Raw genomic sequence first — 14806 nt, 5'->3', positions numbered from 1 at the left:
CAGCGCCGGAATCAGCGCTTGTTCGCCTTGACTTCTGCTTCACGCAGGGCCGGAGCGAGCTTGTCCAGCACGCCGTTGACGAACTTGTGGCCATCGGTGGCACCGAAGACCTTGGCCAGCTCGACACCTTCGTTGATCACGACGCGGTAAGGCACATCGACGCGCTTGATCAGTTCCCAGGTGGACAGACGCAGCACGGCCAGTTCGACCGGGTCGAGCTCTTCCAGTGCGATGGTCATGCAAGGCACCAGCGCCTTGTCGATTTCGCCCTTGATTGCCGGGACCCCATGCAGGATCTCGCGGAAATAGGCACCGTCGACATCGGTGAAATCGTTATCCACCCGGAACTGCGCTTCGATCTCGTTCAGCGAATGCTGGGCCATGTGCCACTGGTAGAGGGCCTGGGTCGCGAGCTTGCGGGCTTCGCGGCGCTTGGCGCTCTTCGAGGGCTTGCCGGCATCCGCAGGTTTTGGATCGCGCGGGTTGAAACGATCGCTTTCGTCGCTAATCACTTGGCCTCCAACTGCGCCAGCAGGCTGACCATTTCCAGAGCGGACAGGGCAGCTTCAGCACCTTTGTTGCCGGCCTTGGTGCCGGAACGTTCGATGGCTTGCTCGATGGAGTCGACGGTCAGTACGCCGAAGGCCACCGGAACACCGAACTCCATGGACACCTGGGCCAGGCCCTTGGTGCATTCGCCCGCCACGTATTCGAAGTGCGGGGTACCACCACGGATCACGGCGCCCAGGGCGATGATCGCGTCGTAGGCGCCTTGCTGGGCGACCTTCTGTGCCACCAGCGGGATTTCGAATGCACCCGGGGCACGGATGATGGTGATGTCGCTTTCGCTGACACCGTGGCGTACCAGGGCATCAACGGCACCGCTTACCAGGCTTTCGACGACGAAGCTGTTGAAGCGGCCAACCACCAAAGCATAGCGACCTTTGGGGGCGATGAAGGTACCTTCGATGGTCTTCAGGGTCATTCCGATATTCTCATCTTCAAGAGCGAGGCCGCATGCTGGCGGCCTCGACAGGGGTATGGACTCGAGCTGGAGGGCGTCACTGCCGCCTCAAGTCACTCGGAGGGCACGTATTCTACAACTTCCAGATCGAATCCGGATATCGCATTGAACTTCATCGGCGAACTCATCAGGCGCATCTTGCGCACACCGAGGTCCCGCAGGATCTGCGAACCGGCACCCACGGTGCTGTAGGTGGTCGGTGCCTTGGTCGGTGCATCGCCCGCGCTTTCGCGGATGTGCGCCAGCAACACGTCACCGTCCAGCGGGTGGCCCAGCAGCAGCACCACGCCGCTGCCGGCCTCTGCCACGGCAGCCATGGCCGCACGCAGGCTCCAGCGGCCCGGCTGCTTGACCAGCAGCAGGTCGCGCAGCGGGTCCATGTTGTGCACGCGCACCAGGGTCGGCTCTTCAGCGCAGATCTTGCCCAGGGTCAGGGCCATGTGCACGTCGCCTTCCACCGCATCGCGGTAAGTGACCAGGTTGAACTCACCCAGCTCGCTTTCCACCGGCTGCTCGGAAACGCGCTGCACAGTGCGCTCGTGGATCATGCGGTAGTGAATGAGGTCGGCGATGGTGCCGATCTTCAGGCCGTGCTCGGCGGCGAACACTTCCAGTTCCGCGCGGCGCGACATGGTGCCGTCGTCGTTCATCACTTCGCAGATGACGCCGCTTGGCTCGAAACCGGCCATGCGCGCCAGGTCGCAGGCGGCTTCGGTGTGGCCAGCGCGGGCCAGGGTACCGCCAGGCTGGGCCATCAGCGGGAAGATGTGGCCTGGGCTGACAATGTCTTCGGCCTTGGCATCCTTGGCGGCCGCAGCCTGCACGGTGCGGGCGCGGTCAGCGGCTGAGATGCCGGTGGTGACGCCTTCGGCGGCTTCGATCGACACGGTGAACTTGGTGCCGAAGCCCGAGCCGTTGCGCGGCGCCATCAGCGGCAGCTTCAGCGTTTCGCAACGCTCGCGGGTCATCGGCATGCAGATCAAACCACGGGCGTGCTTGGCCATGAAGTTGATGTGCTCGGGCAGGCAGCACTCGGCTGCCATGATGATGTCGCCTTCGTTTTCGCGGTCTTCGTCATCCATGAGGATGACCATTTTGCCCTGGCGGATGTCTTCAACCAGTTCTTCGATGCTGTTGAGCGCCACGCGGCACCCCCTTCTCAATCAGGATTTCAAGAAGCCGTTGGCGGCCAGGAAGCTTTCGGTAATGCCACTGCCCTTGCTCGGTTCAGCAGCCTTGTCACCCAGCAGCAAGCGCTCCAGGTAACGGGCCAGCAGGTCGACCTCAAGGTTTACCCGACGACCTGCGCGGTAGTCGGCCATGATGGTTTCGGACAGGGTGTGCGGGACAATGGTCAGCTCGAACTCGGCGCCATTGACCTCATTGACCGTCAGGCTGGTGCCGTCGACGGTGATCGAACCCTTGTGGGCGATGTACTTGGCCAGTTCCTTGGGTGCACGCACACGGAACTGGATGGCGCGGGCGTTATCGCTGCGCGAGATGATTTCACCAACCCCGTCGACGTGGCCGCTGACCAGGTGCCCGCCCAAACGGGTGGTGGGGGTCAGGGCCTTTTCCAGGTTGACCTTGCTGCCACTCTTGAGGTCGATGAATGCGGTGCGCTTGAGGGTTTCGACGCTGACGTCGGCCCAGAAGCCGTCACCCGGCAGTTCGACAGCGGTCAGGCACACACCGTTGACGGCGATGCTGTCGCCGAGCTTGACGTCACCCAGGTCGAGCTTGCCGGTTTCGACGTAGACGCGCACGTCGCCACCCTTGGGGGTGAGGCTGCGGATGGTGCCGATGGATTCGATGATGCCGGTGAACATGGGGTCTTCCTCAAAAACGGTTTGCACGGGGCAAGCCCGGCATTATACGCCGGGCGCCGGCAGGGGGATGGCCGTGACCCGCCAGTCATCGCCCACTGCGCGCATTTCGGTAATTTTCAGCCGCGGTGCTTCGCTCATCTTGTCCAGCGGCCAGTCCAGCAATGGGCGGGCGTTGGAGCCGAGGAAAGTGCCGGCGACGAACAGCTGGAACTCGTCGACCAGGCCTTGCCGGGCAAAAGCCCCCACCAGGCCCGCACCGGATTCCAGCAGGATTTCGTTGACGCCACGGGCCGCCAACGCTTGCAACAGCGCAGGCAGGTCGACCTGGCCATTGTCACCTGGCAGGCTCAGCAACTCGTGGCCGGCAGCGGCATAGCGCGGGTCATCTGCGACAGCGGTCACCACCAGTGCCGGGCCGGCCTTGAAGAACGGTGCATCCAGTGGCAGGCGCAGGCGGCCATCGACCAGCACGCGCTGCGGTGTGCGGCTGAGCGCCAGGGCGGTGGTTTCGGGGTCCAGGCCCAGCTCGTCGCCGCGCACGGTCATGCGGGCGTTGTCGGCCAGCACACTGGCAGCGCTGGTCAGTACCACGCTGGAGCGGGCGCGCAGGCGCTGCACCGCGGAGCGGGCAGCCGGGCCGGTGATCCACTGGCTTTCGCCACTGGCCATGGCGGTGCGGCCATCCAGGCTCATGGCCAGCTTGGCGCGCACGAACGGCAGGCCGTGCTCCATGCGTTTGAGAAAGCCCGGGTTGAGCGCGCGGGCCTCGGCTTCGAGCACGCCGCTGGCCACTTCAATACCCGCCTCGGCCAAACGCCGCAGGCCCTGCCCCGCCACTTGCGGGTTAGGGTCCTGCATGGCGGCCACCACCCGCGCCACACCGGCCTTGACCAGCGCTTCGGCACACGGCGGCGTGCGGCCATGGTGGCTGCACGGCTCCAGGGTGACGTAGGCGCAGGCACCGCGGGCACGCTCACCGGCCTGGCGCAGGGCATGCACTTCGGCATGCGGCTCGCCGGCGCGCACGTGCCAGCCTTCGCCGACCACTTCGCCGTCGCGCACGATCACGCAGCCTACACGGGGGTTGGGGTGGGTGGTGTACAGGCCTTTGCGCGCCAGTTCCAGCGCGCGGGCCATGTAGTGGGCGTCAAGGATGGCGGCTTGGCTGGGCATGTTCACTCTTTAGCCGGCTCACGGGCCAGGCGGTCGATTTCTTCGCGGAACTCGTCCAGGTCCTGGAAGCGCCGGTACACCGAGGCAAAGCGGATGTAGGCCACTTCGTCGAGCTTGCGCAACTCGGCCATGACCATTTCACCCACCACCAGAGATTTCACTTCGCGCTCGCCAGTGGCGCGCAGCCGGCTCTTGATGTGCGCCAGCGCCGCTTCCAGGCGCTCGACGCTGACCGGGCGCTTCTCCAGGGCCCGTTGCATGCCGGCACGCAGCTTGTCTTCGTCGAAGGGCTGGCGCGTGCCGTCCTGCTTGATCAGCCGGGGCAGCACCAGTTCGGCGGTTTCGAAGGTGGTGAAACGCTCGCCACAGGCCACGCATTCGCGGCGGCGGCGCACCTGCTCGCCCTCGGCGACGAGGCGAGAGTCGATGACCTTGGTGTCGTTGGCACCGCAAAAGGGACAGTGCATGGTGGCAGGCAACAAAAAAAGGGAGGGCCATGGTAGCGCATTGCACTGGCAAGACAAGCCAAAGGGGTTAACATCCATGGGAATTCTGCCCGCGAAGGACTACCCCATGCACTACCGAGCGCTCGTCGTGCTGTGCTGCGCCGCCCTGCTCGCCGCTTGCGGCAGCGACAGGCCCAAAACCGATACGCCTGCGGCGCCCACGCCAGCCCGCACGGCCAAACAGGCCGAAGTACTCGGCCCGTTGCCGGCCTACCAGCGCGAACTGAGTGGTACCTTGCTGGAAATCCCGGCCGGTGCCGACGTGGAGCTGGCCTTGCTGGTCATCGACGAACGCGACCGCCCGCAACGCCTGCTGGCCAGCAGCAACCTGACCGGCACCGGCCAGGCCCTGCCCTACCACCTGCGCTTCAACCCCGAGGCCTTCCCGGCCGGCGCGCGGGTCGAGCTGCGTGGCCGTGCCAGCAGCTCCGGCCAGCTGATCATGCACCTGCCACCGGTGCGCATTACCCAAGCCCAGACCCAGGCCACCGGCCCGCTGCGTTTCGAGAAGGCGCCGTAAGTGCCTCCGCTGGCCCTGCAACAGGCCCTCAGCGGCCTGATCGGCGAAGCGCGCCTGGTGGTCAGCGAGCTGCCCGACTGCGACCTGAAGCTGTGGCTGATCGACGACCAGAACATGGACCGCGCCTTCAACAGCGAAGAAACCCGGCGCATTCTTGAAGAGCCGCCCTACTGGAGCTTTTGCTGGGCCAGCGGCCTGGCCATGGCCCGCTACCTGGCCGAACGCCCTGAATGGGTGGCCGGCAAGCGCGTGCTGGACTTTGGCGCCGGCTCCGGAATCGCCGGCATTGCCGCCGCGCGTGCGGGTGCACTGGAAGTGGTGGCCTGCGACCTCGACCCGCTGGCCCTCGATGCCTGCCGCGCCAATGCCGCGCTGAACGGGGTTGAGCTCAACTACAGCAGCGACTTCTTTGCCGAAGAAGACCGCTTTGACCTGATCCTGGTTGCCGATGTGCTGTATGACCGCGCCAACCTGCCGCTGCTGGATGCCTTCCTCGGTCGCGGCCGCCAGGCGTTGGTGGCCGACTCGCGGGTACGCGACTTCAGCCACCCGCTGTACCGGCAGTTGGGCGTGCTCGAAGCGCTGACCCTGCCAGACCTGGCCGAGCCACACGAATTCCGCCGGGTCAGCCTGTACCACGCCAGCCGCGACACCTTATAGTGGTGCCATACACGAGTTTGCGAGAGTCGCGATGACCCAAGACACGCCTTACATTTTCGACGCTACAGATGCCACCTTCCAGCAACTGGTGATCGAGAACTCCTTCCACAAGCCGGTGCTGGTGGACTTCTGGGCCGAGTGGTGTGCGCCGTGCAAGGCGCTGATGCCATTGCTGGCCAAGATCGCCGAGGGTTACCAGGGCGAGTTGCTGCTGGCCAAGATCAACTGCGACGTGGAGCAACAGGTGGTTGCCCAGTTCGGCATCCGCAGCCTGCCGACCGTGGTGCTGTTCAAGGATGGCCAGCCGGTAGACGGCTTTGCCGGTGCCCAGCCGGAATCGGCGATTCGCGCCATGCTCGAACCGCATGTGCAGATGCCTGCCGCACCTGCAGCTTCGCCACTGGAACAGGCCAAGGCGCTGTTCGCCGAAAGCCGCTTTGCCGAAGCCGAAGCGCTGTTGCAGGCGCTGCTGGGTGAGGACAACAGCAATGCCGAGGCGCTGATCCTGTATGCCCGCTGCCTGGCCGAGCGTGGTGAGTTGGGCGAGGCCCAGGTGGTGCTGGATGCGGTCAAGACCGATGAGCACAAGGCTGCGCTGGCCGGTGCCAAGGCCCAGCTGACCTTCCTGCGCCAGGCAGCCAGCCTGCCAGAAGTGGCGGACCTGAAAAGCCGCCTGGCACAGAACCCACAGGATGACGAGGCGGCTTATCAGCTGAGCATTCAGCAGCTCGCGCGCCAGCAGTATGAGGCGGCGCTGGAGGGGTTGCTGAAGCTGTTCCAGCGTAACCGTGGCTATGAGAACGGGCTGCCGCAGAAGGCGTTGCTGCAGGTGTTCGAGTTGCTCGGCGGCGATCACCCGCTGGTTGGCGTGTATCGCCGCAAGCTGTCGGCGGCGATGTTCTGACCTGAAGTTTTCTGCGAGGGCTTTGCCCTCGTTCGCGGGCATGCCCGCTCCCACAGGACCTCTACTGTGCTTCAGAATGGAGGTATACCTGTGGGAGCGGGCGAGCCCGCGAAGAGGCCAGAACAGGCAATACAGGGTTATCCAACCCAGTGATAAACCGGCGCATCCACGCCACTTTCCACTTTCACTTCACTGCTGTGCCGCAGGCGCACCAGCAGCCGCTTGCCCGCTGCCGTACTCCCCGCCAGTCCCTCCAGCCTGTCCAGCAATTCCGGCCCGCTCATCTGCCCCGCCAGGCGCAACACCTCGCGCGCCGCAGTCCACTGCCCGTCATCCTGTCGCGGTGCCGCCATGGTTTCCGCTGCTGCAACCTGCGCCGCTACCGGCACCTCAACCTGCCGCCCCAGCTGCGCCCACTCTTCAGGCGCCAACTCGATGGTCAGGTCCACCGGCCAGTTACCAATCTGTCCACGAATTCTCATGATGCATTCCTTGAACCCAGGTCAATGCACCCATGCTACCGCAACATGAAACCTGCGCCATGCAGGCTGGCGGCACGCAGAAAAGTTGTTATAACATAACTCAATCATTCAGCCCGCCCCGGAGCCGTCCATGCGTCGCCTGCTGCTTGCCCTGCCCTTCGCCTTGCTGCCACTGGCCGTGGCCCATGCCCACGATGACCATGATCACGACCACGCCCATGGCACCCTCGGCGCCCACGAACATGGCGTCGCCAAGCTCAACGCCGTGCTCGATGGCAACACCCTGGAGCTGGAGCTGGACAGCCCGGCAATGAACCTGGTCGGCTTCGAACATGCCGCCAGCAGCGATGCCGACAAGGCCAAGGTCGCCGCCGTGCGCCAGCAGCTCGAACAGCCCCTGAAGCTGTTCGGCCTCTCTGCTGCAGCAGGCTGCAAAGAAGACCAGCAAGAACTGGAAAGCCCGCTGTTCGGTGACGCCCCGAAAGCCGACGACGATGGCGACGAACATGAGCACGGCCACCAGCACAGTGACATCGGCGCCCACTACCAGCTGACCTGCGCCAACCCCGACAAACTGGCACAAGTGGACCTCGGGCCGCTGTTCAAGGCCTTCCCGGCCACCCAGAAGATCAACGTGCAACTGATCGGCCCGAATGGCCAGAAAGGTGTGGAAGCCACGCCGGCCAAGGCAGCGGTCGCTTTCTGAATGAGCCAGTCGCTGATCGAACTGCACGACCTGGTATACGCCTGGCCAGGTCAGCCGCCGCTGCTGGATATCCCGGCCTTCCACCTGGACGCTGGTGAAGCCCTGTTCCTCAAGGGCCCCAGCGGCAGTGGCAAGACCACCTTGCTGGGCCTGCTGGGCGGCGTGAACGTACCGGCCGAGGGCCGCATCCAGTTGCTTGGCCAGGACCTTGGCAGGCTGGGCCAGGGGGCGCGTGACCGCTTCCGCGTTGACCACACGGGTTATATCTTCCAGCAGTTCAACCTGCTGCCGTTCCTGTCGGTACGTGAAAACGTCGAGCTGCCCTGTCGCTTCTCGCGCAGCCGCAAGGCCCGCGCCGAGCAGCGCCATGGCAGTGTCGACCAGGCAGCCAGCACGCTGCTGGCCCACCTGGGGCTGGATGACTCCGCCCTGCTCGCCCGCCGCGCCGACAGCCTGTCGATCGGCCAGCAGCAACGGGTGGCCGCCGCCCGCGCACTGATCGGCCAGCCCGAGTTGGTGATTGCCGACGAACCGACCTCGGCGCTGGACGCCGATACCCGTGAAGCGTTCATCCGCCTGCTGTTCGACGAATGCCGCGCCGCCGGTGCCAGCCTGCTGTTCGTCAGCCACGACCAGAGCCTGGCGCCACTGTTCGACCGCCACCTTTCCCTGGCCGACCTCAACCGCGCCGCCAAGCCCCGGGAGGCCTGATGTACCTGCTCCGCCTTGCCCTGGCCAGCCTGGCCAACCGCCGTTTCACCGCCTTCCTCACCGCGTTTGCCATCGCCCTGTCGGTGTGCCTGCTGCTGGCCGTGGAGCGCGTTCGCACCGAGGCCCGCGCCAGCTTCGCCAGCACCATCAGCGGTACCGACCTGATTGTCGGCGCCCGCTCCGGCTCGGTGAACCTGCTGCTGTATTCGGTATTTCGCATTGGCAACGCGACCAACAACATCCGCCGGGACAGCTTCCAGCACTATGCGCAGGACCCGCGGGTGAAGTGGGCGATCCCTATCTCGCTGGGCGACTCGCATCGCGGCTACAGGGTGATGGGCACCACGACGGATTACTTCGACCATTACCAGTACGGCCGCCGTCAGCACCTGGAATTGAGCCAGGGGCGTGAGTTCGCCAGCGACCCGTTCGAGGTGGTACTCGGTGCCGAAGTCGCCGAGGCATTGCACTACAAGCTGGGTGACAAGCTGGTGCTGGCCCATGGTGTGGCAGCGATCAGCCTGGTCAAGCATGACGACAAGCCGTTCACCGTGGTTGGCGTGCTGAAGCGCACCGGCACACCGGTCGACCGCACCTTGCACATCAGCCTGGGCGGCATGGAAGCCATCCATATCGACTGGCACAACGGCGTACCGGCCCGTGGCGCCGGGCGCATCAGCGCCGATCAGGCACGTACGATGGACCTGCAACCTGCCGCCATCACTGCGTTCATGCTGGGTTTGAATAACAAGATCGCGACCTTCAGCTTGCAGCGGGAGATCAACGAGTACCGCAGTGAACCGTTGCTGGCGATCCTGCCTGGGGTGGCCCTGCAAGAACTGTGGAGCCTGATGGGCACGGCGGAACAGGCGCTGTTCGTGGTGTCGCTGTTCGTGGTGCTGACCGGCTTGATCGGCATGCTCACGGCCATTCTCACCAGCCTCAACGAGCGTCGGCGAGAAATGGCAATCTTGCGGTCGGTCGGGGCCAGGCCGTGGCATATTGCAGGGCTGCTGGTGCTGGAAGCGTTGTCACTGGCCGCAGTCGGGATCGTGGCCGGGCTGGGGTTGCTGTATGCAGGAATCGCCCTGGCGCAGGGGTATGTGCAGGCCAACTATGGTTTGTATTTGCCACTGGCGCTGCCGAGTGCTCATGAGTGGACCTTGCTGGCTATCATCCTTGGGGCCGCGTTGCTGATGGGTAGCGTGCCGGCTTGGCGGGCTTACAGGCAGTCGCTGGCTGATGGCCTGTCCATTCATCTTTAAGAGCCTGCAATGATCAGAAACCTCACTGCCTTCTTCGCGGGCTCGCCCGCTCCCACAGGGAGCACCACAGGCTTCGGACCCTGTGCAGGTCCTGTGGGAGCGGGCATGCCCGCGAAGAGGCCGGCAATGCACATGCTGCTGGCCCTGCTGTTGGTGATAGCGATGCCTCTGTGGGCCGCCGAACCCAAAGAGCTGGACTGGCCTGCCCTAATCCCCGAAGGTGCCCCGGTCATCCCGCCACAGCTAGCGCCGCTGCATGACATGTCACAGCTCAGCAACGCCCTGTCTGCCGAGTCCGCCCCACCCGCGCGCCAGCAAGCCCCCGACGCGCCCGTGGTGAAAAGCCTCGACGGCCAGCAAATCAAACTGCCCGGCTACATTGTGCCACTTGAGGTAAGCGAGGAAGGCCGCACCACCGAATTCCTGCTGGTGCCTTACTACGGCGCGTGCATCCACGTGCCCCCGCCACCCTCAAACCAGATCGTGCATATTTTCAGCGAAATGGGCGTACGCGTCGAAGACCTCTACCAACCCTACTGGATCGAGGGAAAGATGCAGGTTAGAGCCTCCACCAGCGAACTGGCCGATGCCGGCTACCAGATGGAAGCCGAGAAAATCTACGCGTATGAGCTGAGATGAGAACTGTTTCGAATTCATGAAGACGCTTCTTTGAGCTGGGTCAAACTTTGTGTTTAACCAGCTCCGTACCATTGGACTACTCGATTAATAACGTCCTTTGGGAGCTTCCATGAACAAGTCCTTGCTCGGCGCCTCGCTTGTGGCCCTTGCGCTCGCCGCCCCTGCCGCCCACGCCTACCAGGCGGGGGACATGATCCTGCGCGCAGGCGCCATCACCACCGCCCCGAACGAGAGCAGCGGTGACCTGAAGTTCGACGGCAACAAGGTGTCGGGCACCAAGGCGACCCTGGACAGCGACACCCAGCTGGGCCTGACCTTTGCCTACATGCTCACCGACCACATCGGCCTGGAGCTGCTGGCAGCCACCCCGTTCAAGCACACCGTGGGCGTAAAAGGCCTGGGCGGCGGGCTGGACGGCAAGCTGGCAGACATCAAGCAACTGCCACCGACCCTGTCGCTGCAGTACTACCCGATGGAGCCGAACTCGCGCTTCCAGCCTTATGCCGGCGTGGGTATCAACTACACCCTGTTCTTTGACGAAGACCTGAGCAGCGCACGCAAGCAACAAGGCTTCAGCAACCTCAAGCTGCAAGATTCGGTAGGAATTGCCGGCCAGCTGGGCATGGACTACATGCTCACCGACAACCTGCTGGTCAACGCCTCGGTCTGGTATGTCGACATCGACACCAAGGCCAGCGTCAACGGCCCGACCGCACTGGGCTACAGCAAGACCAAGGTCGACGTAGACGTCGACCCGTGGGTGTACATGGTCGGCCTTGGCTACAAGTTCTGACCGGAACACGGCAGGGCGGCTTCGGCCGCCCTTTCTCGTTGCAGCCACAGCCAGTACCCCAGCGCGACCGCACTGATGGCCATGCCAAGCCCACACACCGCAAGCCACCCCCATCGGGCATACACCCCGCTCGCCAGCACCGCACCCAACCCGCTACCGACCGAATAGCAGCACATATAAGCACCAATCAATCGGCTAGCCATCGCGCCACGCCCTGCCAGTAACACGCTCTGGTTGGTGACATGCACTGCCTGCACGGCGAAGTCCAGCATCAACACACCGAGCACGAAAACGATCAACGACTGCCCGACAAAGGCCGTGGGCAACCACGACAGCGTCAGCAACGCCAGCGCCAGCCCGGTGGTGCGCTCTCCCAGCCCCAGGTCGGCCAAGCGACCAGCACGCGCTGCCGCCAACGTACCCGCCACACCTGCCAGACCGAACAGGCCAATTTCGGTATGGCTCAACGCCAATGGCGCAGCGCTCAGAGGCATGACCATGGCGCTCCACAGCACGCTGAACGCGGCGAAGATCAATACGCCGAACACGCCGCGCTGGCGCAACAGCCTGTCGTGCCGAAACAAGCGGAATTGGGACACGATCAGCCCTCGGTAACCGGGACGCTGCACCAACGGCTGTCCGCTTGGCAAACAGCACCACAGCACCAACGCCAGCGCCAGCAACAGCACTGCGGCCACTAGATAAACACTGCGCCAACCGGCCAGGTCAGCCACCCCACCCGCTACCAGGCGCGCCAACAAAATGCCCAGCACCACACCGCTCGTGACGGTGCCTACCACTTGCCCTTGCTCAGCGGGCGAGGCCAGGCTGGCGGCATGCGCCACCATCACCTGCACCATCACGGCCATCAGCCCGGTGATGGCCAGCGCCAGCAACAGCATCACCCAGTTTGGCGCCATGCCCACGCCGACCAGCGCCAAGGCCGAGAACAGCAACTGGCCGAGCAACAGGCGTTTGCGGTCGATCAGGTCCCCAAGCGGCACAATCAGCAGCAGCCCCAGGGCATAGCCCGCCTGGGTTGAACCCACTACCCAGCCAATCTGCTGCTGTGCCACACCCAGTTCGGCGGCCATCGATTCGAGCAACGGTTGGGCGAAGTACACCGTCGCCACCGCCATGGCGCTGGTGATGGCAAGCAGCAGGGTTATCCAGCGTGTCATCGGGATGGCCTCGACAATGTAGTTTCGAATTGAAACCACTCATGGCTATTTAGCAAAAGTAGTTTTAATCTGCAACCAGAAAATCAGGACAGGCCTGCCACATGCTCGATGAAAACAATGCGCAATGCCCGGTAGCCCGTGCCTTGGAGGTATTGGGTGACCGCTGGGCACTGATGATCCTGCGCGATGCCTTCGATGGCCTGCGACGCTTCAGCGAATTTCAGAAGAACCTAGGGCTGGCGAAGAACATCCTCGCCTCACGGCTCAAGCTGCTGGTGGAAAGTGGGTTGCTGATGACGCAACCAGCTTCGGATGGCAGTGCCTACAAGGAATATGTGCTGACCGAGAAGGGGCGGTCGGTGTTTCCGGTGGTGGTAGGCCTGAGGCAGTGGGGGGAGCGGTATCTGTTTGAAGCGGGCGAGGCGCGTTCGGAGTTGGTGGAAGGCGCTACCGGACAGACGATCGAGGTCATGCAGGTGCGGACTGAAGATGGGCGGGTATTGGCTGCCGAGGATTGCCTGCGCAGAGTTGTGCGGCATGGGTGACGCTGGGGCTGCTGCGCAGCCCCAGCGTTTTCATCTTTTACCCAGAAGCCGCGCCAGGCCTTCGACCATCGGCGTCGCCTGCGGGAAATCGAACCGCGCCAGCAAGCGCTGATTATCCGCCCGCGAATGGCGAATATCACCCGAACGCGCAGCCACATGGCTAACTGCCGGCAGGCTCCCCACCACTTTCTCCAGCGCCGCCAGCAACTGGTTCAGCGAAGTGGCCTGGTTGAGGCCGATGTTCACCGCCCCCTCCTCAACCTGCGGCTGTTCCAGCGCCTGCACCATCACCTGCACCAGGTCGCCCACGTAAAGGAAGTCGCGGGTCTGTTCGCCATCACCGAAGATGGTGATCGGCAAGCCCTGCACCGCGCGCTCGCAGAAGATGCTGATGACCCCGGAATACGGCGAGGATGGGTCCTGGCGTGGCCCGAAGATGTTGAAGAAGCGGAACACCACCGGCTCCAGGCCATGCTGGCGTCGGTAGAAGTCCAGGTACTGCTCACTGGCCAGCTTGTCCACCGCGTACGGGGTCAGCGGTGCCTTAGGCGTGTCTTCGGCAATCGACTCGCCCTCGCCATTGTTGCCATACACCGCCGCACTGGAAGCAAACAGCACCCGGCGCAGGCCATGCACGCGCATCGCTTCGCACACGTTAAGGGTGCCGATGAAGTTGCTCTGGTGTGTGCGCACCGGGTCTTCGACCGAGGCCTGCACCGAGGCCACTGCCGCCAGGTGCACCACGGCACTGCAGCCGGCTGCGGCCTGCGTGACCAGCCCGGCGTCGGCAACATCGCCTTCGATCAGTTCCAGCCGTGGGTGGTCGACCTGCAGGTTACTGCGCCGGCCAGTGGAAAAGTCGTCGAGAATGCGTACAGCGTAGCCTTTGTCCAACAACGCATCGCACAGGTGGGAGCCAATGAAGCCGGCACCGCCGGTGATCAGGATGGGGGCGTCAGCCATGGCGGTAGAACCGGTCCAGTAGAGGCGGCAGGCCGGCGCGCCAGGCGCGCGGCTTGATGCCGAAGGTATGAAGGATTTTCTTGCAGGCCAGTACCGCGTGCTGCGGCTCTTCGCTGGCATCCGGCCGTGCGGCATGAGCCTGCGGCGTTGGCGCCTGAACCGCGAGCTGGCGGTACTGGCCCGCTTCGGCAAGGATCGCCTGGCCCAGCGCCAGCGGCGTGGTCGCCTCGTTGCCGGCGTAATGGTAGGTGCCCCACAGCGGCGCACTGCAATCGAGCTGCTTGAGCACCGACAGGATCACACGCGCAGCATCGTCGACCGGTGTCGGGTTACCACGCCGGTCATCGGCCAGCAGCAGCTCTTGCGGTTGCTCGGCACGGGTCAGGAAGCGGCCCAGCGACCCGTCGATGCTTTCGTCGAGCAACCAGCCAAAGCGCAGTAGCACATGCTGCGGGCAGGCCGCACGCACACTCTGCTCGATGCGCCACAACGCCTGGCCACGCAGGCCCAGCGGCACTGGCTCGTCCTTTTCGCTGTAGGCCGTGGCCCGCGAACCGTCGAACACGCGGTAGCTGGAAGGCTGCACCAGGGTGATCTGGTGGTGCTGACACAGCTCTGCGAGCCGCTCTACTGCCCGCTCCTGTTGAGCCAGGCGCTGTTCGCTGACCGATTCGGCCTGGAACCAGTCGAAGTAATAGGCCAGGTTGACCACGGCGTCGGGGCGGTGATCGTCGAGCAACTGGGTGAGGCTGGCCGGCGTCCAGCCATTTTCGGGCGGGCGCGGCGCCAGGAATGCGATGTCCTCCTCGGCCCCAAGACGAATCAGCGCTTGCCCGAGGGCATTGCCACCACCCAACAGCATTAGGCGCATACGCATAGAGTCAGCAGATCCGGAGAGGTTGATG

Annotated in this window: 19 protein-coding genes; 9 read left to right on the top strand and 10 right to left on the bottom strand. The window is 64.2% G+C overall.

The annotated features are described in order from the left end of the window. Positions 1-11: 11 nt before the first annotated feature. The 6 genes from nusB to nrdR form a co-directional block, all read right to left on the bottom strand. Positions 12-512, bottom strand: coding sequence for a transcription antitermination factor NusB (gene nusB / locus A0O30_RS23745; RefSeq protein ID WP_003255393.1), 501 nt, complete (start codon positions 510-512; stop codon positions 12-14). Continuing rightward, positions 509-985, bottom strand: coding sequence for a 6,7-dimethyl-8-ribityllumazine synthase (ribE, locus tag A0O30_RS23740; protein WP_003255395.1), 477 nt, complete (start codon positions 983-985; stop codon positions 509-511). The genes nusB and ribE overlap by 4 nt, the downstream gene beginning before the upstream one ends. Before the next feature lie 92 nt (positions 986-1077). After that, positions 1078-2169, bottom strand: a complete 1092-nt coding sequence (gene ribBA / locus A0O30_RS23735; RefSeq protein WP_012270288.1) for a bifunctional 3,4-dihydroxy-2-butanone-4-phosphate synthase/GTP cyclohydrolase II — start codon at positions 2167-2169, stop codon at positions 1078-1080. A gap of 18 nt (positions 2170-2187) precedes the next feature. Then, positions 2188-2853 (bottom strand): riboflavin synthase, encoded by a 666-nt coding sequence (locus tag A0O30_RS23730; protein WP_003255399.1) that lies wholly within the window; start codon positions 2851-2853, stop codon positions 2188-2190. A 42-nt stretch (positions 2854-2895) separates the two neighbouring features. Further along, positions 2896-4026, bottom strand: coding sequence for a bifunctional diaminohydroxyphosphoribosylaminopyrimidine deaminase/5-amino-6-(5-phosphoribosylamino)uracil reductase RibD (gene ribD / locus A0O30_RS23725; RefSeq protein ID WP_105948251.1), 1131 nt, complete (start codon positions 4024-4026; stop codon positions 2896-2898). 2 nt (positions 4027-4028) lie between these two features. After that, the gene (nrdR, locus tag A0O30_RS23720) at positions 4029-4493 is read right to left on the bottom strand and encodes a transcriptional regulator NrdR (protein ID WP_009685710.1); all 465 of its coding nucleotides are present in this window, start codon (positions 4491-4493) and stop codon (positions 4029-4031) included. A gap of 106 nt (positions 4494-4599) precedes the next feature. On the opposite strand from nrdR, the gene A0O30_RS23715 reads away from it, so the two are divergent. From A0O30_RS23715 to trxA, 3 genes are read left to right on the top strand one after another with little or no spacing between them, the layout of a single operon-like run. Then, complete coding sequence (locus A0O30_RS23715) at positions 4600-5052, top strand: YbaY family lipoprotein (protein ID WP_105948250.1); 453 nt, start codon at positions 4600-4602, stop codon at positions 5050-5052. After that, on the top strand, positions 5053-5712 hold the full coding sequence (locus A0O30_RS23710) for a methyltransferase (protein WP_105948249.1): 660 nt from the start codon (positions 5053-5055) through the stop codon (positions 5710-5712). A 31-nt stretch (positions 5713-5743) separates the two neighbouring features. Then, positions 5744-6616: a thioredoxin gene (gene trxA, locus A0O30_RS23705; RefSeq protein ID WP_016715351.1), complete on the top strand. Its 873-nt coding sequence runs from the start codon at positions 5744-5746 to the stop codon at positions 6614-6616. Between the two features lie 137 nt (positions 6617-6753). Here trxA and A0O30_RS23700 read toward each other — a convergent pair whose 3' ends face one another. Then, positions 6754-7098: a hypothetical protein gene (locus A0O30_RS23700; RefSeq protein WP_105948248.1), complete on the bottom strand. Its 345-nt coding sequence runs from the start codon at positions 7096-7098 to the stop codon at positions 6754-6756. 130 nt (positions 7099-7228) lie between these two features. On the opposite strand from A0O30_RS23700, the gene A0O30_RS23695 reads away from it, so the two are divergent. The 5 genes from A0O30_RS23695 (at position 7229) to A0O30_RS23675 (ending at position 11212) form a co-directional block, all read left to right on the top strand. Further along, a complete protein-coding gene (locus A0O30_RS23695; RefSeq protein WP_105948247.1) occupies positions 7229-7804 on the top strand; it encodes a DUF2796 domain-containing protein in 576 nt (191 codons plus the stop codon). Further along, a complete protein-coding gene (locus tag A0O30_RS23690; protein WP_105948246.1) occupies positions 7805-8515 on the top strand; it encodes an ABC transporter ATP-binding protein in 711 nt (236 codons plus the stop codon). It begins immediately after the preceding gene. Further along, positions 8515-9780, top strand: coding sequence for an ABC transporter permease (locus tag A0O30_RS23685; protein WP_105948245.1), 1266 nt, complete (start codon positions 8515-8517; stop codon positions 9778-9780). Before A0O30_RS23690 ends, A0O30_RS23685 begins: the two co-directional genes overlap by 1 nt. Before the next feature lie 126 nt (positions 9781-9906). Further along, entirely contained in the window at positions 9907-10419 is a 513-nt protein-coding gene (locus A0O30_RS23680; RefSeq protein WP_105948244.1) for a DUF3299 domain-containing protein, read from the top strand. 109 nt (positions 10420-10528) lie between these two features. Further along, positions 10529-11212: an OmpW family protein gene (locus A0O30_RS23675; protein ID WP_014589498.1), complete on the top strand. Its 684-nt coding sequence runs from the start codon at positions 10529-10531 to the stop codon at positions 11210-11212. Here the strand turns inward: A0O30_RS23675 and A0O30_RS23670 are convergent. Further along, a complete protein-coding gene (locus tag A0O30_RS23670) occupies positions 11200-12393 on the bottom strand; it encodes an MFS transporter (RefSeq protein WP_105948243.1) in 1194 nt (397 codons plus the stop codon). The two genes, A0O30_RS23675 and A0O30_RS23670, sit on opposite strands and share 13 nt — an antisense overlap. A 101-nt stretch (positions 12394-12494) precedes the next feature. On the opposite strand from A0O30_RS23670, the gene A0O30_RS23665 reads away from it, so the two are divergent. Next, on the top strand, positions 12495-12938 hold the full coding sequence (locus A0O30_RS23665) for a helix-turn-helix domain-containing protein (RefSeq protein ID WP_105948242.1): 444 nt from the start codon (positions 12495-12497) through the stop codon (positions 12936-12938). A 30-nt stretch (positions 12939-12968) separates the two neighbouring features. Here the strand turns inward: A0O30_RS23665 and A0O30_RS23660 are convergent, their stop codons facing one another. Together A0O30_RS23660 and A0O30_RS23655 are read right to left on the bottom strand one after the other, a co-directional pair. Beyond that, a complete protein-coding gene (locus A0O30_RS23660; RefSeq protein ID WP_105948241.1) occupies positions 12969-13901 on the bottom strand; it encodes an NAD-dependent epimerase/dehydratase family protein in 933 nt (310 codons plus the stop codon). After that, a complete protein-coding gene (locus A0O30_RS23655) occupies positions 13894-14778 on the bottom strand; it encodes a sugar nucleotide-binding protein (RefSeq protein WP_019096681.1) in 885 nt (294 codons plus the stop codon). Before A0O30_RS23655 ends, A0O30_RS23660 begins: the two co-directional genes overlap by 8 nt. Positions 14779-14806: the final 28 nt, after the last annotated feature.

Source organism: Pseudomonas sp. LLC-1 (assembly GCF_002992185.1).
GTDB classification, from domain to species: domain Bacteria; phylum Pseudomonadota; class Gammaproteobacteria; order Pseudomonadales; family Pseudomonadaceae; genus Aquipseudomonas; species Aquipseudomonas monteilii.
This window is presented reverse-complemented; position numbering and strand designations above follow the sequence as displayed.

Excerpts from the sequence above, each read along its gene's own strand:
- ribE (WP_003255395.1), bottom strand. The coding sequence starts at position 985 with ATGACCCTGAAGACCATCGAAGGTACCTTCATCGCCCCCAAAGGTCGC.
- A0O30_RS23730 (WP_003255399.1), bottom strand. The coding sequence starts at position 2,853 with ATGTTCACCGGCATCATCGAATCCATCGGCACCATCCGCAGCCTCACC.
- ribD (WP_105948251.1), bottom strand. The coding sequence starts at position 4,026 with ATGCCCAGCCAAGCCGCCATCCTTGACGCCCACTACATGGCCCGCGCG.
- nrdR (WP_009685710.1), bottom strand. The coding sequence starts at position 4,493 with ATGCACTGTCCCTTTTGCGGTGCCAACGACACCAAGGTCATCGACTCT.
- A0O30_RS23715 (WP_105948250.1), top strand. The coding sequence starts at position 4,600 with ATGCACTACCGAGCGCTCGTCGTGCTGTGCTGCGCCGCCCTGCTCGCC.
- trxA (WP_016715351.1), top strand. The coding sequence starts at position 5,744 with ATGACCCAAGACACGCCTTACATTTTCGACGCTACAGATGCCACCTTC.
- A0O30_RS23700 (WP_105948248.1), bottom strand. The coding sequence starts at position 7,098 with ATGAGAATTCGTGGACAGATTGGTAACTGGCCGGTGGACCTGACCATC.
- A0O30_RS23695 (WP_105948247.1), top strand. The coding sequence starts at position 7,229 with ATGCGTCGCCTGCTGCTTGCCCTGCCCTTCGCCTTGCTGCCACTGGCC.
- A0O30_RS23690 (WP_105948246.1), top strand. The coding sequence starts at position 7,805 with ATGAGCCAGTCGCTGATCGAACTGCACGACCTGGTATACGCCTGGCCA.
- A0O30_RS23685 (WP_105948245.1), top strand. The coding sequence starts at position 8,515 with ATGTACCTGCTCCGCCTTGCCCTGGCCAGCCTGGCCAACCGCCGTTTC.
- A0O30_RS23680 (WP_105948244.1), top strand. The coding sequence starts at position 9,907 with ATGCACATGCTGCTGGCCCTGCTGTTGGTGATAGCGATGCCTCTGTGG.
- A0O30_RS23675 (WP_014589498.1), top strand. The coding sequence starts at position 10,529 with ATGAACAAGTCCTTGCTCGGCGCCTCGCTTGTGGCCCTTGCGCTCGCC.
- A0O30_RS23670 (WP_105948243.1), bottom strand. The coding sequence starts at position 12,393 with ATGACACGCTGGATAACCCTGCTGCTTGCCATCACCAGCGCCATGGCG.
- A0O30_RS23665 (WP_105948242.1), top strand. The coding sequence starts at position 12,495 with ATGCTCGATGAAAACAATGCGCAATGCCCGGTAGCCCGTGCCTTGGAG.
- A0O30_RS23660 (WP_105948241.1), bottom strand. The coding sequence starts at position 13,901 with ATGGCTGACGCCCCCATCCTGATCACCGGCGGTGCCGGCTTCATTGGC.
- A0O30_RS23655 (WP_019096681.1), bottom strand. The coding sequence starts at position 14,778 with ATGCGTATGCGCCTAATGCTGTTGGGTGGTGGCAATGCCCTCGGGCAA.